Genomic DNA, 20328 nt, shown 5'->3' with positions numbered 1-20328 from the left:
ATTTCTTTTATCCCTATCGATTCTATCTTTAATATCTAATATAATGTTTACTTGCTCTCACCATTTGTTGGTTTTTTTCGAACGGCATGAACAACAAATGTTGCCAAGAAAATAACAACTAGAATGCTGAAGAAGACAATCTCACCTACATCAAATCCAAATGCAGCTGCAATCATTTTAATACCAATAATAGCAATTAATACGAACGCAGTAGTTTCGAATTCTGGAAATTTCTCAATTAATTTTAGGAATAATTGTGCTACTCCACGCATCATTAGAACTCCAAGAATTCCTCCCAAAAATAGCACCCATACTTTGTTGGATAAGCCGAAAGCAGCAATTACACTATCAATACTGAATGTAATATCCATTAATTCGACTAATAGAACGGTTTTCCAGAAGCCATAGCCTTTGTTTTCAACTCCATCGTCCTCTTCCTGCTTTTTGAGGAGATTTTTCAAGGCCAACCATAATAAGTACAAGCCTCCAACCACTTTTACCCACGTAATTTTGATTAGAAATACACCTAGGCCGATTGCAAGGAAACGGAAAAGATAAGCACCAAGAATTCCATAGAAGAGTGCTTTCTTTTGTTGCTTTTTAGGTAAATGTTTTACCATTACGGCAAGGACAAGGGCATTATCCGCTGATAAAAGTCCTTCTAGAATAATTAAACTGAAAATAACTCCCCAGCTTGCAGGATTCGTCAATACGGATGTCACTGCATCTACTGAAAAGAATTGCCCATAATTGTGAAATAAATCATGAAAAAACTGTGCCATTAATTTTACTACTCCTCCGAAGTAAATCCCTTATTTATTATTAAAAAAACATCACACTGAAAGACCATAGTTACGGCATAAGGCAGCTAAGCCACCAGAAAAACCGCTTCCGATCGCATTGAATTTCCATTCTCCCTGATGCTTATATAGCTCACAAACAACTACTGCTGTTTCAACGGAAAAATCCTCTCCTAAATCAAAACGGAGAATTTCTTGATTATCTTCAGGGTTAACTACCCTTACAAAAGCGTTGGAAACCTGTCCGAAATTTTGATTTCGTGCTTCTGCATCATGAATAGTTACCGTAATCCCTATTTTTTCAACATGGGGAGAAAGCTTGGAAAAATGAATAATTATTTGCTCGTCATCTCCATCTCCTTCTCCAGTACGATTGTCTCCTGTATGTTCTACAGCTCCATCAGGACTCATTAAATTATTATAGAAAACAAAATCTAAATCATTTATTACTTTTCCATTGGCATCTGCCAAAAACGCAGAGGCATCCAAGTCAAAATCATGACCGCCAGTATACTTATTTGTATCCCAACCTAGTCCAATGATAGCTTTGGTAAGTCCGGGATTCGTTTTTGTTAAATCAATTCTTTGTCCTTTGCTAAGTACGATTCCCATAATAATCACCTCATAGAATTATATTTTTTATTGAACGTCTAAACCAAAGTCCCTAACTAATGCAGCCAATCCGCCTTGATAGCCGCTACCAATTGCATTAAATTTCCATTCCCCATTATGACGATATAATTCACCGACAACAACTGCTGTTTCAATAGAAAAATCTTCACCTAAATCATAACGAATTAATTCTTCACCATTTGCTTCATTCACGATTCTTACAAATGAATTGGAAACTTGTCCAAAATTTTGGTTCCGCGCTTCTGCCTCATGAATTGTAATCGTAAATGCAATTTTTTCGATATTGCTTGGTACCTGAGCTAAATTAACAGAAATGGATTCATCATCGCCGTCGCCCTGTCCTGTACGGTTATCTCCATTGTGAATAACAGATCCATTTCCACCTTTTAAATTATTGAAGAATACAAAATCATTTTCTGAAGCACATTTACCTTCCGTGTTTAATAAAAATACAGAAGAATCAAGGTCGAAATCTGCTCCACCATCGTACTTATTTACATCCCATCCTAATCCTACAACAATGTTTTGAAGTCCAGGATTTGACTTTGTTAAATCTACCTTTTGTCCTTTTGATAAGCTAATTGCCATTATAATTCATCCTTTCTCTTTCACTACTTTGGAAATCAGGTTAAGATATTAAACGAGTTTGTTCGCAATTTCTCCTATTGAGCCATCCTTTGTGCCTTGCCCAATAGCGTTAAATTTCCATTCTCCATTGTGACGATATATTTCACCAGGAATTAATGCTGTAAACCCACTATAATTTTCGGTTAAGTTAAAATGTGCCAGTTCTGTATTAGTTTTATTATCAACTATACGAATAAAAGCATTTTCAATCATGCCAAAATCTTGCCTTCTTTGCATTGCTTGATAAATATTAACTACAAATTGCAAGGAATGAATTCTATCAGGAATTTTATGTAAATCTATTAGAACTTGTTCATCATCGCCATCACCATCACCAGTTAGATTGTCACCAGTATGGCGAACACTTCCACACCCGCTTGTTAAGTTTCCGAAATATACAACATCATGCTTGCTTTCTAATTTTCCGGCCTCATTTAACATTATAACAGATGCATCACAATCAATATTTGGTGATTTCATACCAAAAAATCCTCTTTTTTTCACTGGATCCCATCCAAGACCAATTAATAGAGAACTAAGACCTGCATTTCCTTTTGTTAAATCTATTTTCTGACCTTTTGCTAATGAAATTGCCATCAAAACTCACTCCTTCAATGTATGTATTCGACAAATTATATTAATATTTTACTTTATTCCTAGACAATTTCCAACACAAAACCATCATCTTCCTATGTACTGTGGTGGAAAAATTGTCTGTTCTGTTAATTATTTTACGATTTCTAAAAGAAAATAGTTTCATCTTTTATTTGGAAATTGTCTCTTCTATGCTGAATAAAAGCTCATTTCTTACACTTTGTTGATTTTTCAGAGGAAATTCTTAGGAACTCCTTATTTTTTTGCAATATATGAATAACTATTTTAAGAGAAAATACCCCGAGCTCTGACTATAATTGGTTATAGTACAATATACTAGAAACAAATATTTTATAAGAAAACAGCATAATAAAAATCCAAAACAGCTTGGTAGCCATTTTGGATTTTTATATTAATGTCCGCCTAAATATGCACTTTTCACTTGATCGCTCGCATTTAACTCTTCCGCAGTGCCAGAAAGTACGACACGACCTGTTTCAATCACATATGCTCGATTTGCTATTGAAAGTGCCATATTAGCATTTTGTTCTACTAATAAAATCGTTGTTCCGGTTTGATTAATCTCTTCAATAATGCGAAATATAGTTTTTACCAGTAAAGGTGCCAATCCCATAGAAGGCTCGTCTAACAACAGTAGCCTCGGCTTTGCCATTAAAGCGCGCCCCATTGCAAGCATCTGTTGCTCCCCACCTGATAATGTTCCTGCCGATTGTTTTTTTCGTTCTAGCAAGCGTGGGAATAACTGAAAAACTTTATCAAGATCTTGTTGTATTCCAGCTTTATCCTTTCTTAAAAAAGCACCGAGTTCCAAATTTTCCAACACACTCATATTGGCGAAAATTCTTCTTCCCTCAGGCACATGAGAGATGCCTTGCTTTACGATAGTTTGAGCTTGCTTGCCTGAAATGGATTTTCCTTCATAGTGTATTCCTCCATTTTTAGGCTTGAGCAATCCTGAAATGGTTTTTAAGAGAGTGCTTTTTCCTGCGCCATTTGCACCAATTAATGTAACAATTTCCCCTTGATTTACCTCAAGTGAAACACCTTTTAATGCATGAATATTCCCGTAAAACACATCGATATTTTCTATTTTTAGCATCAAGAGACCTCCTCACCTAGATATGCTTCAATAACCTTAGGATTATTTCTTATTTCAGACGGAGTTCCCTGCGCAATTAGCTGGCCATGGTCCAGTACATATATCCTTTCACAAACTCCCATAACAAGCTGCATATCATGTTCAATAAGTAATACAGTTAGGGAAAACTTTTCGCGGATGAAGCTGATCAGATTCATTAATTCCTCTGTTTCTTGAGGATTCATTCCCGCAGCAGGCTCATCCAATAATAAAAGCTTAGGCTGGGTAGCAAGGGCACGAGCTATCTCTAATCTTCTTTGCTGCCCATATGGTAAATTTTTTGCCTTCTCATGTAAATATTCTTCAAGATGAAAAATCTTCAAAAATTCAATCGCTTTTTCTTCCATTTCTTTTTCACCAGAAAAATAGGTTGGAAGTCTAAAAATAGAGCTAAATATGCCATGCTTAGAATTTGTATGATAAGCTACCTTAACATTATCAAGAACTGATAGCTCATTGAACAAACGGATATTTTGAAAGGTACGGCTGATGCCTCTGCGCGTTATTTGATATGGTGCCAATCCATTCAGCCGATCTCCATCAAGATAAATATTTCCCTCAGTGGGTACATAAACACCTGTTAAAAGGTTGAAAAATGTCGTTTTGCCTGCACCATTTGGACCAATCAGTCCGATTAACTCCCCTTTGTTGATTTCAACATTTGTATTAGAAACCGCCTTTAAGCCTCCAAATTGAATTCCAGCATTCTCAACCTTTAATAACAGATTGTTTTCCATCATGCTTCCCCCCATTCGCTGACTTATCTTTTTTGAAGAAAGAAGTAATCTCTTTTGTACCTAATAATCCTTGCGGGCGGAAAAGCATCATTAAAATAAGTACAAGAGAATATATGATCATTCTTGTTTCCGGATAATCCTGCAAGATAGTGGATACAATACTTAGCAAGATAGCCGCAATTACGGATCCAGATAGACTGCCTAATCCCCCTAATACTACAATAATTAAAATATCAAAGGATTTCATAAACCCAAAAGATCCGGGTGAAATGATGTAAAAATTATGAGCATATAATCCTCCGGCAATACCGGCAAAAAAAGCACCAATAACAAATGCTAATACCTTGTAATAAGTGGTATTAATCCCCATAGCATCAGCAGCTATCTCATTTTCACGAATAGATATGCATGCCCTTCCATGAGTAGAATTCGTAAAATTCAGTATAACTATAATAGTTATAGCCATACACACAAAAGCCCATGGCCAAGTAGTTAAATTATCCACCAGCATACCGCTGGCACCACCGACATAATCTATATTCAGCAAAGTTATCCGGACAATTTCTCCAAAGCCCAGCGTGGCAATTGCTAAGTAATCTCCTTTTAAACGAAGGCTCGGAATACCGATGATTAGCCCTGCAATCGCTGCGACAATCCCCCCAACCAATAATGCCAATGGAAAAGGTAACTGTAATTTCATCGTTATGATTGCAGCCGAATAAGCACCTACAGAAAGAAATCCAGCATGCCCAATCGAAAATTGACCTGTGATCCCTATGATTAAATGGAGACTGACTGCTAGTATAATGTTGATTACTATAACAAATAGAGTATTAATATAAAAATCATTGATGATTTGTCCTGTAATCAAAAACTGAACTACGGCAAATACGATAATTGCGGCTATTAAATACATGTAAAAATTTTTATACTGCTTTATCTTTTGCATATAATTCGTCTCCTTTCTATACTTTTTCCTTGACGTTTTTACCAAAAAGCCCTGATGGTCGGAAAATTAAAATTAGAATTAGGACGACGAAAGCTACACCATCTCGCCAAAGGGATAATCCAAGTGCACTGACAATTGCTTCAATCACTCCAAGCAATATACCGCCAACCATTGCCCCAGGGATTATACCGATTCCTCCAAGCACCGCTGCAACAAATGCCTTAATACCAGGAATCATCCCCATTAAAGGCTCAATTTTAATATAATATACTCCGAAAATAACACCTGCTGCACCAGCTAACGCTGATCCAATGGCGAATGTAGAAGAAATGGTTCGATCTACATTAATCCCCATTAATTTCGCAGCTTCTGCGTCATGGGAGACAGCACGCATGGCCTTTCCCGTTTTTGTTTTATGAACAATAAATTGAAGAAGAATCATTAGTACAATGGAAGTAACTAAAATTAATATTGATTGGCTGCTTATACTAACCCCATAGATGTCAAATGTTTTATTAGAAAGTACATTAACCGGATATGCATCAGGCTGCGGTCCGCGTATATAAATCATTCCATATTCTATTAATAAAGAAACACCAATCGCAGTAATTAAAGCAGCAATCCTAGTAGCATTACGTAATGGTTTATAGGCAATGCGCTCTATCAGCATTCCGAAAATAGCACAGACGAGCATGGACAATAATAAAGCCGGAAAAAATCCTAAATGTAAAAAAGTAATGGAATAAAAGCCAATAAATGACCCGACCATGAATACGTCGCCGTGTGCAAAATTGATTAATTTAACAATTCCATAAACCATTGTATAACCGAGTGCAATAAGGGCATATATACTTCCGAGAGATATACCGTTCACTAATTGTTGTATAAATTCCATAATGGCAGTTCTCCTTGTATATCAATTTCCACTTTTAAAGGGTAAAGAACACAGTATTTTTTAAAATGAGAATAGGGGGACAAGTCCCCCTATTCAATTGTTATTCTTAAGGATTAACTTTCGCTTTAAATTGTTGTTTTCCGTCAACATATTCTAAAATAACGGCAGATTTTACCGGATTATGTTTTTCATCAAATGTAAATGTTCCTGTAACTAGCTGTAAATCCTTTGTTTCAGCGAGTGCCTTTTGAATTTTAACTGGATCTCCACTTCCGGCACGTTTGATTGCATCTGCAATTAAATAAAGTGCATCATATCCAAGTGCATTAAATCCATCAGGTTCTTGGCCATATTTTGCCTTAAATGCTTTTACGAAATCTTGTACTTTTTGGTCTTCTGTGTTTCCAGAAGAATAATGGTTTGTAATGAAAGTATTGTTAAGTGCTTCGGCGCCGGCAATTTTCACTAGTTTCGGAGAATCCCAGCCATCTCCTCCCATAATAGGAACCTTAATTCCTAAATCACGTGCTTGCTTAACAATAAGCCCAACTTCTTCATAATAACCTGGAACAAAGATTACTTCTGGATTTTTTGCTTTAATACGTGTAAGCTGAGCTCTAAAATCAGTATCTTTTGCTAAATACGCTTCTTCGCTTACAACACTTCCACCATTTTGAGTAAAGGTATTTTTGAAGTTACTTGCAAGGCCTTTCGCATAGTCACTGGAACTGTCAATAAAGACAGCTGCCTTTGTAACCTTTAAATTTGTGCTTGCGAAATTAGCAGATACAATCCCTTGGAATGGATCGATGAAACAAGTTCTAAATACAAATTCATTTAGTTTACCCTTATCATATGTAATCGTTTCGTTTGTCCCAGATGTTGTAATAAGGGGAACTTTCTTATCATCGACAATTTTCACCTGTGCTAGTGTATTCCCGCTCGTTGCTGCACCAATAATAGCTGAAACTTTATCTTGACTGATTAATTTAATCGCTGCACTTGTTGCTTCTTGTGCATCAGACTTATTATCCACCTTTACAACTTTCAGCTTCTTACCGTTTATGCCTTTTTTGTTAATTTCCTCAAGTGCAAGTGCGATACCTTTATCACCCGATGAGCCATAAGAAGCAACGCCACCTGATAATTCAAGGTTTTCTCCAATGACAATTGTATTGCTGTCTTTACCAGAACCGCCAGTTGAAGAAGATCCGCATCCGGCAATAACTCCTGTTGATAGCAATAAAGACATCATGATTCCTGCGAATTTTTTGTTTTTCATGTTCTGCCCCCGCTTTTTTGTATTTTTTTACTTCTTACTTCTGAATAATCCTCATTAAGTTTGTTTAATTGAGATTATTCCTATAAAAACTAATATTCTGAAAACATTGTACAAAATTATTTAGCTTCCGTCTATATATTTAGAAAAATAGTTTTTGAAAATACTAAATTATATAATAAAATCACTTGTTAAAAGAGAGTGTTTTATCCCATTTTTATGTGAATTTACTATTTATATGGAAAAAATACATAAAAAAGTAATGCCAATTTATTCACTGGCATTACCTTTTTCTTCTTATATTTCTTTTTCGTGGTAGCCTGTATTAGCTTTCACAGACACTTCTGCAAACCTTTTTGCATCCTGTTTTCTTGAAATTACTGTTCCAAGATATGCTCCTATGAATCCAAGCGGTACGGAAATGATCGCTGGATTTGTTAGTGTAATAAGCGGTTCACCCTTAAAGATAGCCGCACCTGCCTCAGGCGAGAATACATTGGGGCTTATAGCAACAAGAATTAGGGAAGATAATAAGCCTGCAAGCATACCGGTGATTGCACCAGCCGTGTTGAACTTCTTCCAATAGATTGTAAAGATAATAATAGGAAGATTTGCACTAGCCGCCACACAGAATGCAAGTGATACTAGAAAGGCAACATTCATTTTTTGCGCAAATAAAGCAAGAATAATAGAAAGAACTGCTACTCCTACAGAAGCATATCTTGCTGCTTTCATTTGTTCCTTTTCGGATATTTTACCTTTCTTGATAATTTGACCATAGATATCATGCGCAAATGCAGATGCACCAGATAAAACAAGCCCTGCCACTACCGCTAGAATCGTTGCAAATGCTACCGCGGATACGAAGGACATTAGAAAGTTTCCGCCAAGGGCTCCTGCAAGTAATGGTGCAGCCATATTTCCTGCTGCATTTGCTTCTTTAATTTTGTCAAAGCCGACAAATGCTGCGGCACCAAATCCTAAGAAAATGGTTAACACATAAAAAATACCTATTACCCATGTAGCGGTAACTACTGAACTTCTTGCTGTTTTTGCATTTCTTACCGTAAAGAATCGCATTAAAATATGTGGCAAACCAGCAGTACCCAATACTAGGGCAAGCATTAATGAAAGGGTATCCAAAGGCATTTTATACTTCACACCCGGATTTAAATAATCGGAGCCAAGTGGTGTAATCGTTTTCATTTGATGAAACATATTTACAATATTAAAATTAAATTTACTTAAAACAAGGATAGAAATTACGATGGTTCCAACCATTAGTAAAACAGCTTTTACAATTTGTACCCAGCTGGTTGCGGTCATTCCACCAAATAAAACGTAAATCGTCATCATGACTCCCACAATGAGGACAGCTACCGAATAATCAATCTTAAATAATAATTGAATAAGAGCACCGGCACCAACTAATTGTGCAATCATATAAAAAATGACGATCGTAATTGTACTCAATGCAGCTACAGCCCGGACTTTTTTTGCATCAAATCTTGAATTAATCATATCTGCAAGCGTATACTTTCCAAGATTTCGCATTGGCTCAGCCACTATAAATAATACAACTAGATAAGCTATTAGGAACCCGATACTATAGAAAAATCCGTCAAATCCATTTAAGGCAATCATTCCCGCAATACCTAAAAAGGAAGCCGCGGATAAATAGTCTCCAGCAATGGCCAAACCGTTTTGCCAGCCGTTTAAACCACCGCCCGCTGTGTAAAATTCGTTAGCGGTTCTCGTTTTTTTCGCTGCATAATAAGTAATAACTAACGTAAGAGCAACAATTATTAGAAATAAAGAAATGACGCTTCCATTCATGCCCCAACTTCTCCTTCAGAAATATTTTCAGAGATTACTTCCTCAGCAAGCTTGTCAAAGGAAGCTGCTTTTTTGACATATATCGTACATAAAACCCAAGTCATAATAAATTGCAGTAAGGCGAATATCCATGCCCAACTGATTTCACCTATTGCTTTTGTGTTTAGAATTTTGCTGTAAGAGGTAAGAACAGGTAATGCGAAGTAGAATACTAGAAAGAAGATAGTACAAGAGATGATGAATTTTTTCTTAGTAGATATTAATTCCTTAAACTTTTTTGATTCAGCAATCGATTCAAAATCAATATGTTTTGGATCATGTAGCTTTTTTTTAATTTCCAATTACCCCACTCCTTTTCAAAATTTTTCTTACTATTTAATAGTAAGGATGAAACTGGATGGTTGTCAATATTATTTTAATATTAAAAATATATTGTATTTTCAGTTTCGAGAAAATTTAATGTATAGTTAAAGAATGGGAACATTTAAATGATAAAGAATGTTCTTGTAAATTACCGATGACCAACTACTCTAGGAGGAACCATTATGGAAAGAGATTCCCTTGCCTATGCGAAAATGTTAGATGAGCAAGATGTGTTAGCGGAATATAAAAAGGAATTTTATTTAAAAGAAGATACTATTTATCTGGATGGTAATTCATTAGGTCTTCTTTCCAAACGGGCAGAGGCATCCTGCCTGCAAATATTAGAATCTTGGAAGCAATTAGGTATTGATGGCTGGACAAATGGAAAATATCCATGGTTTTATTTATCAGAAAAACTAGGGAAATTGACTGCACCTTTAGTTGGAGCTGTCCCTGACGAAGTAATTGTAACCGGTTCCACAACTGTAAATCTTCATCAGCTTGCCGCCACCTTTTATAAGCCTGAAGGTAATAAGACGAAAATATTAGCAGATGAATTAAATTTCCCTTCAGATATATATGCATTACAAAGCCAAATAAAGCTAAAAGGTTTGGATCCTAGTACTCATTTAGTTAAAGTATCTAGCCGGGATGGCAGGACACTTAATGAGGATGATATTATAGCGGCGATGACCGAGGAAATTGCCTTAGTCGTACTGCCCGGTGTCCTTTATCGAAGCGGACAAATTCTTGATATGAAGCGCCTTACGGAAGCCGCACACAAACAAAATATCTTAATCGGCTTTGATTTATGCCATTCCATAGGTGCAATCCCCCATTCCCTTCATGATTGGGATGTTGATTTTGCATTCTGGTGCAATTATAAATATTTAAATGCGGGACCTGGAAGTGTAGGAGGACTATTTGTCCATCAGAATCATTTTGGTAAAATCCCCGGACTTGCCGGTTGGTTTAGTTCCAAAAAGGAAGTTCAATTTGACATGGATCATTTATTGACCCCTGCAAATGCAGCAGGTACATTTCAAATTGGAACACCACACTTATTAAGCATGGCTCCTTTAATAGGTTCATTAGAAATGTTTGCAGAAGCCGGGATAGATAAGCTCAGATCAAAATCAATAAGGCTTACAAATTATATGATAGAACTGATTAATATAGAATTAATTGATTTTGGCTTAACCATTGCGAATCCATTAGACGAGTCTACGCGTGGCGGGCATGTATTCCTGGAACACCAAGAGGCTGCGAGTATTTGCAAGGCACTGAAGGCAAATGGAGTAATTCCAGATTTTCGTGCACCTAATGGGATACGTTTTGCACCCGTTGCCTTCTATAATTCATATGAAGATGTCTATCATGCCATAACTATCTTAAAAGATATTATGAATCTTAAAAAGTATAGAGAATTTGAGAATACTAGAGATGTAATAGCGTAGCAAGGAGGAAAAAATAATGACATGGATTGATATTTCGCAGCCATTAACAAATAATATTGCCGTGTGGCCCGGAGATACTCCCTTTCACTATGAGGTGGAGGTTACGAAAGAACAGAGCGGTTCAGTAAATATTGGAAAGGTCATCATGAGTGTTCACACTGGAACCCATATTGATGCACCCTTTCATTTTGATACAAATGGAGGAAAAGTAAAGGATTTGGATATTTCCATTTATGTTGGAAATGCCAGAATCATAGATGTTTCCCATTTGAATAAAATTGGTGCGAAGGAACTGGAAGATTATGATTTAGAAGGAGTAAGCAGGCTTCTATTGAAAACAAAAACAACTTCCACACCAACTATATTTCCAAACAGCATTCCGGTTTTCTGTTCTGACTTGGGACCTTATTTACATCAAATAGGAGTAAAACTGTTTGGAGTGGATGTACCTTCTGTTGACCCGCTCGACAGTAAGGATTTAGAAACCCATCATGCACTTTTTGATAACGGAGTCCACATTTTAGAAAACGTTGTCTTAGATGAGATCCATCCAGGGGACTATTATCTAGTAGCACTTCCATTGAAAATAGAAGAGGCAGATGGAAGTCCGGTAAGAGCAATAATAAAACCTTTATAAATTCCAAGGGAGTGGGAACATGACAGATAAACATATAAACGAAGGGGTCATTACTGATTTTACTAATAAAATGACATACGGAGATTATTTAACACTCGACAAGCTTTTATCAAGTCAGAACAGATTATCTGACCATCATGACGAAATGCTTTTTATTATCATTCATCAAGTTAGCGAGCTTTGGATGAAATTAATACTCCATGAAATCAATGCTGCTATAAAATCAATTCAGGAAGGAGAAATGGCACCCGCATTTAAAATGCTCGCACGGGTATCAAAAATACAAACCCAGATAATTCAAGCGTGGGATGTCCTCTCAACTTTAACCCCATCCGAATATATGGAATTCCGAGATAAATTAGGGCAAGCATCTGGATTTCAATCTTTCCAATATCGGATGATAGAATTTGCTCTTGGATATAAAACGAAGCATATACTTGCCATCTATCAAAAGGAGCCTACCCTTCATGCTGAACTAGTGAAGGCTTTCCATGCACCAAGTATATATGATGTTGCAATTATGGCACTAGCCAAAGAAGGCTTTTACATTGAACAAAGCCTTTTGGAAAGAGATTACTCTACACCATACGAAGGAAACCATACTGTTGCAGCCGCTTGGCTGGAGGTATATAAAAACGTCGATCGATATTGGGATTTATACCAATTAGCCGAAAAACTAGTAGATATAGAGGATTGGCTTCAGCAGTGGCGTTTCCGCCATATGAAAACCGTTGAAAGAATAATAGGACATAAAACTGGGACTGGCGGTTCAGCAGGTGTCAGCTATCTCAAAAAAGTGTTGGATCACCGCTTCTTTCCTGAGCTTTGGGATTTGCGAACAAAAATATAAAGCATTTTTTTGTACTTTAAAACTGGGTATATACCCATAGTTTGTCACACAATCACCCCGAATTCATATGATGTTGAAACAGAGGCTCTTTTCGCAAAATGAAGGGTATGCTTAATTCATATAAATCATTTAGTATAGCAAAATAGTAGTACCGTACCCTAACTCATTGCGTATTGAGAACTATTATACGAAACATAACCATCTATGGCGAAAATAGTCTTATAAAGAATTGAATTCTAGGGGTGAAAAGCTTGAAATCTACTTATCAAGATGCTTTAGCATCTTATGGAATAGGTGGTGCACATCCAGGAGGATTGCATCTTACAAAACAAATTCTGGAAAATGAAAAAATTACTACGAAAACTTCCATTTTAGATGCAGGGTGCGGAACCGGTCAAACATCTGCCTATCTTGCTGATAGATATAAATGTCAGGTTACAGCCATTGATCATCACCCAATTATGGTTGAGAAAGCAAGACAACGTTTTATTAGGGAAAATCTCTCCGTTCCTGTTATTCAGGGAAGTATTGAAGAATTGCCTTATCCGGACGAATCCTTTGATATTGTTATCGCGGAGTCGGTTACAGCCTTTACTAATATAAACAAATCTTTGAAAGAATTTTACCGTGTTTTAAAGTCAAACGGAATATTAATAGACCTTGATATGAATGCAGAAGGGCCGCTAAGTGATGAAGAAAAACAAAATATATGTACGGTTTATGGAATGGACAATGTCTTAACGGAGAAAGAGTGGATGGAAGAAATGAAGTCAGCTGGTTTTTCTGCTATAGAAAGACTTGCAGGCTCTTCCATTCATATACATTTGCAGCAGCCACAGCCACTATTGGACCCGGAATTTCATATGTCTCCCAATGTGTCACCCGATTTAGTTAGCATCCTTTTTGCACATAATGAACTGACTAATATGTATGGACATTTAATTGGTTTTCGAGTATTCCGTGCTAAGAAAGAAGCATAGTGAAATGCCCATTACGTTTATATATCGTAATGGGCATTTCTCTTTAGCTGGCTTAATTCCATGTTCTTCCGTTACCGTTTCTGATTGTTACCTTTTCTCTATCCAAAGTCTCTAAAAAGGGAACTAAGTATTTTCTCGAAAAACCAAGAATATTTTTTGCCTCTTGCATTTCGAATGAACTACGGGTATTGTTTTTTAACTTTTCTGCATAATAAAGGAATGTTTCCTTATGCCAGTATAAAGTTTCCGTTAATGGAACAATAGAGCCTTGTTCAACTAAATATCCAGTAATTTCTTTCCATACTTTATTTTCAATACTCAAATTATCCATATAGTGAAAAAGGCTATCCACTTGCCAATCATCTTTTTTGACTAAAGCCAATAGTTTGGCAACAGGCTTGTTCCACCTTTCAGGAATGTGTCGACGGAAATTTTTCATTAAAATATATGGTCCATCAAAGATCCACTTGCTTTCTTCATAACCTTTCGTTAAGCAATATTCCATTAAGTGTATAGGATAAATGATTTGTAAGTATTGTAAAAGCTCTGCTTTGTTCATTCCGATTTGTAATGGAAAATCTGTGTGAAAAGAAATTAGCTTCTCCTCTATCTCCTTTATCAAATTGTTCACTATGGAAATATGAGTGATAAATTGATTATCATACAAGATCCAATCCTCATGATTAATTATTTTTTCAAGCTCCTGTACTTTTATGGACAAGTCGTATAAAATTTGGCTTTTTTCTTTTGCCTTTGTTTCCTGTATAAATGAAAACAGTCTTTCCGAAAGGCTGCCTGAACTCTTTTGTTGTAGGTACTGAATCGTTTCCATACCAAATTTATACCGTTTTCCATATGGATCAATTACCCAGCCCCCTCCGATCGTTTCATATGGAGATGGCCTTCTAATAATGAAACGGTCTCCTCGTTTAGCAACGATAGGCGCATCAAGTCTTAATTGACATAGTATTTCATTATTTTCTTTCATCACTTCATTACGATCGAAAAAAACAATTTTCCCTGTCACCTCTGTGGTGCCAATATAACAATTAATAGGCATTCGCTGCTTAATCATGTGTTTTAGATTTTGCACCACATGAATATTTACATCCAATGTATTGGTTGTATTTAGGCCCTTAGTGCTTACAAGTGTGTCCCCTCTTTTTATTTCATGGAAAGGAATTCCCGAAATATTCAATGCAGTACGTTGACCGGAGTAAGCATTTTTTACACGATGATGATGAACTTGAATTTGCCTAACCTTTACATTTTGATCATTCGGATGGAGTAAAAGAGTGTCTCCTTCCTTAACATTCCCCTCATAAATAGTTCCACGCACGATGGTACCTTGTCCTTTTAACGTAAAGACCTGATCAATCGGCATTCGAAAGTCACCATCTGAAAAGCGTTCCGGTTGAACAGCTAATCTTTCCAAAATAGTAGATTTTAATTCTTCACAGCCGTGTTTGGTGATACTGCTAACTGGCAGTATAGGCAGCTTTTCAAACATTGTCCCTTTTAATGATTCACGAATATCCATCATTGCAAGGGCTAATACATCCTTGTCCACCTTATCCGTTTTCGTTAGTGCAATGATCCCGTCTCTGATTTTTAGAAATGATAATATTTCAGCATGCTCAATCGTTTGCGGCATTACACCTTCATCTGCCGAAATAACCAAAATCACAAAATCTATTCCTGCTACACCAGCAATCATCTTGCGAATAAATTTCTCATGTCCTGGCACATCGATGATCGAGACTTGCGTCTTGTCATCGTCATAAAGTGGCGCAAATCCTAATTCAATAGAAATTTGTCTTTCCTTTTCTTCTTTTAAGCGATCTGTATCAACATTTGTTAATGCTTTTGTTAAAGCCGTTTTTCCATGATCAATATGCCCCGCCATGCCTACAGTAAAATATCTTTTCTTCATAAGATCCACCTGGTAAGCTACCCTTTATTACTCTTTTGAATCCATTTTTTTGCAAATACTACATTCATTGAAATACCTGCAAGAAAAATAATAATAAAAAGAATACCTGCCCAAGGATAATGAAGATAGAAACTAACTATTGCGAAGCATAAAATTGCTAGTGTAATAATGAACCCGAAAAATAGGGTTGCAACATAATACGTTTTTTCCAAAAAAAGCACCGCCATTTTTTGTAATAATTGTGTTAGTTATTGATTGTTATTATATAGGGCTCCAATAGCACCAGCAAACTGACCAGAGCTTGGAAAATAGGATGTTACTTGCACAAGATGAAAATTCCTTTTTAATGCCATTTGGAGAGGAATATTTCCTTTTAACCCTCCACCTATGCAAACAACATGTTGAATATTATTGGTATGAACGAACTGCTGAATTAATAAACAAATGGTTTCTGCAATCATATTCACTAAAGAAGCCATCCTATCACTTAGTGTGGTAAGACCACTTTCACCATATACCTTTGCAAAATTGGCAGCAGTCAAATCACCAGGGATAGGTGTATCTGAATTCTCATATATATCTGCAACCATTAAGTCGATAGAATTACGATTTCCATTTGCAGCTAGCTCCACTAATTGCTCATACTGATGTATATTTGTTAACAAGGAGCCAAGTCCGAGAAAGGTTCCCCCTCCCATGCCGCTTCCTGTAATACGAACCTGTTGTTCACCTTTAACCAATAAGATAGACGTACCGGTGCCAATAATCACTATTAGGTAATCGTCTAACGAAATATGATATTCATCATTAAGAATATACTTCACTCCATATAAAGCTGCATCGAATTCAGAAATTATTTCGACCTCATCCTTTAATTTTCTGTGAAGCTCCTTGGCTCTTCCGCCTGTAAGTATCTTTTGTGCATCGGAAAAAAGCAAATTAATCCATGTTACCGTTTCATCCACATTATTGCTTAAAAACGACTTATAATGCAATTTAGCGTTTTCTTCATATGCAATTTTAATAAAACTTCCACCTGCATCTATTCCGATTTTTTTAATCAATGATTTCACTTCCTACATTGCAAAGATTCATTTGTATCTTTATCCCTCTGCAAGGATATTGTAATTTTATTCAAAAAAACAATTAAAAAAAAAGCAAAGATGTAATAGATGATACCCGGAACAACAATGGATTTTTCCTTTTGTGAAATTATCCACCAGGAGGAGCCTGCCATGAATATGCAAAAATTACAAAGTACTGCTTCGATAAAGATTTTTCGAACATATGAAAGTTTTTTAAAACGAAAAAAGCACCAAAAAGTAGAAAAGCAGATGGAAAATAAAACAATAGCAAAATAAAAGTACATGAAAATCCCCCTTTTGCCTACCCCTTTCATTATATGAGAGGAATAAGAGATATTTGCTTTATTCAATTCAAAAGGGGGATAGCAGAATTTATTAACTAAGAAATTTAAATTCTGTATAGCTGCCATTTTGCGAGGCAACCACTTCTAGTCTCGCATCTATTCTTTCCTTCAATTCCGGCACATGTGAAATGATGCCTACCAATCTGCCGCTGTTCTGAATATCCATTAAAGCCTCAATTGCATGATCTAAGGATTCTGGATCCAAGGTTCCGAACCCTTCATCAATGAACATGGTTTCTAATGAAACTCCTCCAGCATATTCCTGGACAACATCCGCAAGTCCAAGCGCCAAAGCAAGAGACGCTTTGAAGCTTTCTCCTCCAGATAATGTCTTAACATGTCTCTCTTGCCCTGTATATTGATCAAAAACTAAAAGCTCTAAACCGCTTTGGACATTCCCCTTAGAACGATCTGTTTTCCGTTGTAACGTATAACGTCCGCTTGTCATTTTAGTAAGGCGTGAATTAGCAACAAGTAAGATATCGTCTAGGAACGCAGCAAGTACAAATCTTTCAAACGTTACTCGATACGTATTTTGACCCTTCGAAATATCGGATAAATGTCCAATTAAATGAAACTGTTCTTCTGCCTTTTTAATTTCACTATTAATTGACATAACCCGTTCCTTAATTGTTTCATTATGGCTAATGTTCATTTTAATATTAGTCAATTGATCTGTTATGTGATTAATCTGTTCTTCCAACTGTATAAATTGGATTTGCAAATCTTCAATATTAGGTTGTGAAACAGACTCTAATCTTTCGTTCATATCATTCAAACGATCGGAAACAGATCGATATTCCTCACGATAGGATTGTACTATACCCTCCAGCTGCTTAATCTCTGCTTCTGTCCGTTTTGAATCAGCAAACTGCTGATAATTCTCAAAACCGTTCTCCTCCAACATTGACTTAAAAACATTTCGCTCTGTTTGCAGCTTATCCTCGGTATTTTGAACCAGTGTATCTAGCTGTTTTTGGGAAGCAACGAGCCCTGATAACTGCTCTTTTACTTTTTGCCATTCATTTCTGGCGAATTCTAATGCATTCTGCATTTTTTTCTTTAATACTTGAGCACTGTTTAGCTTTTCCTCGTATTGGTGAACGGAACGCAGCTCAACCGGTATTTTCTTTACTGTTTCCTCATATTTCGTACTTTGCTGAATATAAAGAGACCCAGTTTCTTTTTCATCTTTTAAAAGCTGATCTAGCTTATCTATTTTATCTTTTTCCAGCGTTTCTAAGTGGATTAATTCTTTTTCAAAGGAAGGCAGTAAACTAATTTGATTTTTTTGGCCTTTTAACGTTTCTTCCAATTCTTTTTGTTTACTAGCATAATGCTTCATAAGAGGATCAAGATTTTTAATTGAAAAATCTTGAATACTAAGGGTTATTTCCTCTATTTTTTCCGCTATTGTTGTTTCCGTTAAGGAATACTTTGACTTAGACTCCAACCATGCAGACTCAGCTGCTAGCTTTTCCTTTTCATGGTGTTCTACATCTTGTCTTGCCGATTTCAATTCATTCTCCGTCGGAATTTGCACGTCACTGTGAGCAGGTGCAGGATGATGATTAGAGCCACAAACCGGGCATGGATTGTTATCCATTAATTTCGAAGCAAGAATACTTGCCTGTCCATTTTGCCAATTCTCTTCTAACACTGCCACGGTGCTTTTCATGTCATTTAAACGTTCTACTGCTTTTTCATATTTTTGCTGACTTTCCTTATAGCTTTTTTCCTGCAGGATATGTTCTTGAAGTAGGGATTGGATTTTTTTTAACCTACTCAAATCATCGGTCCACTTCGACAGCTCCCTTTCATTTTCAAATACTTGAATACGAACTTCTTCCAGCTGTTTAATGTCCATTTTCCGCTTTGAAATCTTAAGTGTAATATCCTCTATCGCCTTTTGAGCAACTTGAATATCTTTTTCCAATGTCTGTTTTTCTGCAAATACTTGGTCTACCTTTTCCTTGCTCATTTGCAGGGAATATATTTCATCCTTCAGATTCATGAGACTTGTTATTTCTTCAGCAATCTTATCTATTTCTTCCTTTTTCGCGTCATGTTGTCTAAATTGTTGTTCCGTTTCCATTTCTTTATTTTTGGTGATTAAAATATTTTTCTCTATATCGATTAATTCTTGTTTAAATTGATCATATTCTTTTCTTAAGCGGTGACATAGCAAATCCTGTTGCTCTAGCCTAAATGCTTTATAAGCATTTTCAATTTCTAATTGTTTGTTTTTTATTCCATCCTGTCTGGATTCAAGATTTTCTTTCGTTTTCCACAACAACTCCCGCTCCTCAAATTGTTTAGCCAGTGCGGTAGCTTCATCCAGATTTCTTTTCGCTACATCTCTAGTCTCTTTTATTTTTTCAAATCTAGCGTTTTCCACTTTAAGCTCTTGTTTTATTTGTTGAATTTGGGCTTCTAATAGCTCTAACACTTTAATATCATTCGGATTCTCTTCAGCAAGCAGTTCCTTTAACTCTTCATTGTCCCTGTAAAATATACTTTTTAAATGCTGAGAACGTTCATTTACCTTTACTTCCACCACTTTCCTTAAAACGGTTGCCTCTTCCTTAAGTCTTTCTTCAATTCGCTTATAAAGCTCGGTATGAAATAATTTTTGTAAAATCATTTCTTTATCTTTACTTTCGGATGTTAATAGTTTGCGAAATTCCCCTTGAGGAATCATTAAAATTTGCCGAAATTGGTTTGCATCTAACTGCACAATTTCTTTTATTTTTTCATCCGTTTCCCGTACGTTAGTGGCAATAATATTCTTCGTTCCATCACTATGGACGATGTACAGCTCCGCTTTCGCCCCTATCTGGGTATACCCTTCTCCGCGTGCCTTTTTTTTCTCTTGTTGCGGGGTCCGCCAAATATAATACGTTTTACTCCTTAATGAAAATTCAAGAGAAACCTCCGTTTGCAAATCATCTGGAGCAAATTGACTTCGCAAATCACTACCGCCACGATCATCCCCACTGGCTTTTCCATAAATAGCAAAGCTTATTCCATCGAATATAGTTGTTTTTCCTGAGCCGGTCTTGCCCGAAATGACGAACATCGTTCTGTTTCCAAGCTTTTGAAAATCAATTTCTTCCTTTCCTGCATAAGGTCCGAATGCCTGCATAGTTAATTTTAGTGGTCTCATCTTG

Annotated in this window: 20 protein-coding genes; 5 read left to right on the top strand and 15 right to left on the bottom strand. The window is 36.3% G+C overall.

The annotated features are described in order from the left end of the window. Nucleotides 1-47: 47 nt before the first annotated feature. From KHA87_RS05115 to KHA87_RS05065, 11 genes are all read right to left on the bottom strand, one after another. Complete coding sequence (locus tag KHA87_RS05115) at nt 48-782, bottom strand: DUF475 domain-containing protein (protein WP_213093020.1); 735 nt, start codon at nt 780-782, stop codon at nt 48-50. A gap of 51 nt (nt 783-833) precedes the next feature. Then, nucleotides 834-1412, bottom strand: coding sequence for a TerD family protein (locus tag KHA87_RS05110; protein ID WP_213093019.1), 579 nt, complete (start codon nt 1410-1412; stop codon nt 834-836). 27 nt (nt 1413-1439) lie between these two features. Then, nucleotides 1440-2021, bottom strand: coding sequence for a TerD family protein (locus KHA87_RS05105; protein WP_213093018.1), 582 nt, complete (start codon nt 2019-2021; stop codon nt 1440-1442). A gap of 48 nt (nt 2022-2069) precedes the next feature. Continuing rightward, nucleotides 2070-2657 (bottom strand): TerD family protein, encoded by a 588-nt coding sequence (locus tag KHA87_RS05100; RefSeq protein ID WP_213093017.1) that lies wholly within the window; start codon nt 2655-2657, stop codon nt 2070-2072. A gap of 409 nt (nt 2658-3066) precedes the next feature. Next, entirely contained in the window at nt 3067-3774 is a 708-nt protein-coding gene (locus tag KHA87_RS05095; protein ID WP_213093016.1) for an ABC transporter ATP-binding protein, read from the bottom strand. Further along, nucleotides 3774-4553: an ABC transporter ATP-binding protein gene (locus KHA87_RS05090; protein ID WP_481748335.1), complete on the bottom strand. Its 780-nt coding sequence runs from the start codon at nt 4551-4553 to the stop codon at nt 3774-3776. The genes KHA87_RS05095 and KHA87_RS05090 overlap by 1 nt, the downstream gene beginning before the upstream one ends. Then, nucleotides 4522-5499 carry a branched-chain amino acid ABC transporter permease gene (locus KHA87_RS05085; RefSeq protein WP_213093014.1) on the bottom strand — a complete coding sequence of 326 codons (978 nt, stop codon included), beginning with the start codon at nt 5497-5499 and terminating at the stop codon, nt 4522-4524. Before KHA87_RS05085 ends, KHA87_RS05090 begins: the two co-directional genes overlap by 32 nt. 16 nt (nt 5500-5515) lie before the next feature. After that, nucleotides 5516-6394: a branched-chain amino acid ABC transporter permease gene (locus KHA87_RS05080; protein WP_213093013.1), complete on the bottom strand. Its 879-nt coding sequence runs from the start codon at nt 6392-6394 to the stop codon at nt 5516-5518. A gap of 106 nt (nt 6395-6500) precedes the next feature. Beyond that, nucleotides 6501-7676, bottom strand: coding sequence for an ABC transporter substrate-binding protein (locus tag KHA87_RS05075; protein WP_213093012.1), 1176 nt, complete (start codon nt 7674-7676; stop codon nt 6501-6503). 294 nt (nt 7677-7970) lie between these two features. Next, the gene (locus tag KHA87_RS05070; protein WP_213093011.1) at nt 7971-9509 is read right to left on the bottom strand and encodes a solute symporter family protein; all 1539 of its coding nucleotides are present in this window, start codon (nt 9507-9509) and stop codon (nt 7971-7973) included. Further along, complete coding sequence (locus KHA87_RS05065; RefSeq protein ID WP_213093010.1) at nt 9506-9850, bottom strand: DUF485 domain-containing protein; 345 nt, start codon at nt 9848-9850, stop codon at nt 9506-9508. Before KHA87_RS05065 ends, KHA87_RS05070 begins: the two co-directional genes overlap by 4 nt. Before the next feature lie 204 nt (nt 9851-10054). On the opposite strand from KHA87_RS05065, the gene kynU reads away from it, so the two are divergent. The 4 genes from kynU to KHA87_RS05045 all read left to right on the top strand — a co-directional run bounded on the left by kynU (nt 10055) and on the right by KHA87_RS05045 (nt 13796). Beyond that, entirely contained in the window at nt 10055-11329 is a 1275-nt protein-coding gene (kynU, locus tag KHA87_RS05060; protein WP_213093009.1) for a kynureninase, read from the top strand. 16 nt (nt 11330-11345) lie between these two features. Further along, entirely contained in the window at nt 11346-11966 is a 621-nt protein-coding gene (kynB, locus tag KHA87_RS05055) for an arylformamidase (RefSeq protein WP_213093008.1), read from the top strand. Nucleotides 11967-11985: 19 nt separating this feature from the next. Next, on the top strand, nt 11986-12816 hold the full coding sequence (gene kynA / locus KHA87_RS05050; RefSeq protein WP_213093007.1) for a tryptophan 2,3-dioxygenase: 831 nt from the start codon (nt 11986-11988) through the stop codon (nt 12814-12816). Nucleotides 12817-13067: 251 nt separating this feature from the next. Beyond that, nucleotides 13068-13796: a class I SAM-dependent methyltransferase gene (locus KHA87_RS05045; protein ID WP_213093006.1), complete on the top strand. Its 729-nt coding sequence runs from the start codon at nt 13068-13070 to the stop codon at nt 13794-13796. Nucleotides 13797-13848: 52 nt separating this feature from the next. Here the strand turns inward: KHA87_RS05045 and selB are convergent, their stop codons facing one another. Genes selB through coaW form a run of 3 tightly spaced genes read right to left on the bottom strand, consistent with a single transcriptional unit; the run spans nt 13849 to nt 16793 of the window. Beyond that, a complete protein-coding gene (gene selB / locus KHA87_RS05040) occupies nt 13849-15729 on the bottom strand; it encodes a selenocysteine-specific translation elongation factor (RefSeq protein WP_213093005.1) in 1881 nt (626 codons plus the stop codon). A 17-nt stretch (nt 15730-15746) separates the two neighbouring features. Next, on the bottom strand, nt 15747-15941 hold the full coding sequence (locus KHA87_RS05035; protein ID WP_213093004.1) for a hypothetical protein: 195 nt from the start codon (nt 15939-15941) through the stop codon (nt 15747-15749). 36 nt (nt 15942-15977) lie between these two features. Next, nucleotides 15978-16793 carry a type II pantothenate kinase gene (gene coaW, locus KHA87_RS05030; RefSeq protein ID WP_213093003.1) on the bottom strand — a complete coding sequence of 272 codons (816 nt, stop codon included), beginning with the start codon at nt 16791-16793 and terminating at the stop codon, nt 15978-15980. 171 nt (nt 16794-16964) lie between these two features. Here coaW and KHA87_RS22365 point away from each other — a divergent pair, with 171 nt between their 5' ends. Then, nucleotides 16965-17090 (top strand): hypothetical protein, encoded by a 126-nt coding sequence (locus tag KHA87_RS22365; protein WP_283249411.1) that lies wholly within the window; start codon nt 16965-16967, stop codon nt 17088-17090. A gap of 99 nt (nt 17091-17189) precedes the next feature. Here the strand turns inward: KHA87_RS22365 and KHA87_RS05025 are convergent, their stop codons facing one another. Next, nucleotides 17190-20324 carry an AAA family ATPase gene (locus tag KHA87_RS05025; RefSeq protein ID WP_213093002.1) on the bottom strand — a complete coding sequence of 1045 codons (3135 nt, stop codon included), beginning with the start codon at nt 20322-20324 and terminating at the stop codon, nt 17190-17192. Nucleotides 20325-20328 lie beyond the last annotated feature (4 nt).

The sequence above is a fragment of the Bacillus sp. FJAT-49736 genome, assembly GCF_018343615.1.
Taxonomy (GTDB): domain Bacteria; phylum Bacillota; class Bacilli; order Bacillales; family Bacillaceae_C; genus Margalitia.
The sequence above is the reverse complement of the archived record's forward strand: the minus strand, read 5'-3'. Positions and strand labels throughout refer to the sequence as shown.

What these genes read in the sequence shown, in the direction of transcription:
- KHA87_RS05110 (WP_213093019.1), bottom strand. Translation starts at nt 1,412, where the DNA reads ATGGGAATCGTACTTAGCAAAGGACAAAGAATTGATTTAACAAAAACG.
- kynA (WP_213093007.1), top strand. Translation starts at nt 11,986, where the DNA reads ATGACAGATAAACATATAAACGAAGGGGTCATTACTGATTTTACTAAT.
- kynU (WP_213093009.1), top strand. Translation starts at nt 10,055, where the DNA reads ATGGAAAGAGATTCCCTTGCCTATGCGAAAATGTTAGATGAGCAAGAT.
- KHA87_RS05090 (WP_481748335.1), bottom strand. Translation starts at nt 4,553, where the DNA reads ATGATGGAAAACAATCTGTTATTAAAGGTTGAGAATGCTGGAATTCAA.
- KHA87_RS05115 (WP_213093020.1), bottom strand. Translation starts at nt 782, where the DNA reads ATGGCACAGTTTTTTCATGATTTATTTCACAATTATGGGCAATTCTTT.
- KHA87_RS05100 (WP_213093017.1), bottom strand. Translation starts at nt 2,657, where the DNA reads ATGGCAATTTCATTAGCAAAAGGTCAGAAAATAGATTTAACAAAAGGA.
- KHA87_RS05075 (WP_213093012.1), bottom strand. Translation starts at nt 7,676, where the DNA reads ATGAAAAACAAAAAATTCGCAGGAATCATGATGTCTTTATTGCTATCA.
- KHA87_RS05080 (WP_213093013.1), bottom strand. Translation starts at nt 6,394, where the DNA reads ATGGAATTTATACAACAATTAGTGAACGGTATATCTCTCGGAAGTATA.
- kynB (WP_213093008.1), top strand. Translation starts at nt 11,346, where the DNA reads ATGACATGGATTGATATTTCGCAGCCATTAACAAATAATATTGCCGTG.
- KHA87_RS05025 (WP_213093002.1), bottom strand. Translation starts at nt 20,324, where the DNA reads ATGAGACCACTAAAATTAACTATGCAGGCATTCGGACCTTATGCAGGA.
- KHA87_RS05085 (WP_213093014.1), bottom strand. Translation starts at nt 5,499, where the DNA reads ATGCAAAAGATAAAGCAGTATAAAAATTTTTACATGTATTTAATAGCC.
- KHA87_RS05105 (WP_213093018.1), bottom strand. Translation starts at nt 2,021, where the DNA reads ATGGCAATTAGCTTATCAAAAGGACAAAAGGTAGATTTAACAAAGTCA.
- KHA87_RS05095 (WP_213093016.1), bottom strand. Translation starts at nt 3,774, where the DNA reads ATGCTAAAAATAGAAAATATCGATGTGTTTTACGGGAATATTCATGCA.
- KHA87_RS05070 (WP_213093011.1), bottom strand. Translation starts at nt 9,509, where the DNA reads ATGAATGGAAGCGTCATTTCTTTATTTCTAATAATTGTTGCTCTTACG.
- selB (WP_213093005.1), bottom strand. Translation starts at nt 15,729, where the DNA reads ATGAAGAAAAGATATTTTACTGTAGGCATGGCGGGGCATATTGATCAT.
- KHA87_RS22365 (WP_283249411.1), top strand. Translation starts at nt 16,965, where the DNA reads ATGAATATGCAAAAATTACAAAGTACTGCTTCGATAAAGATTTTTCGA.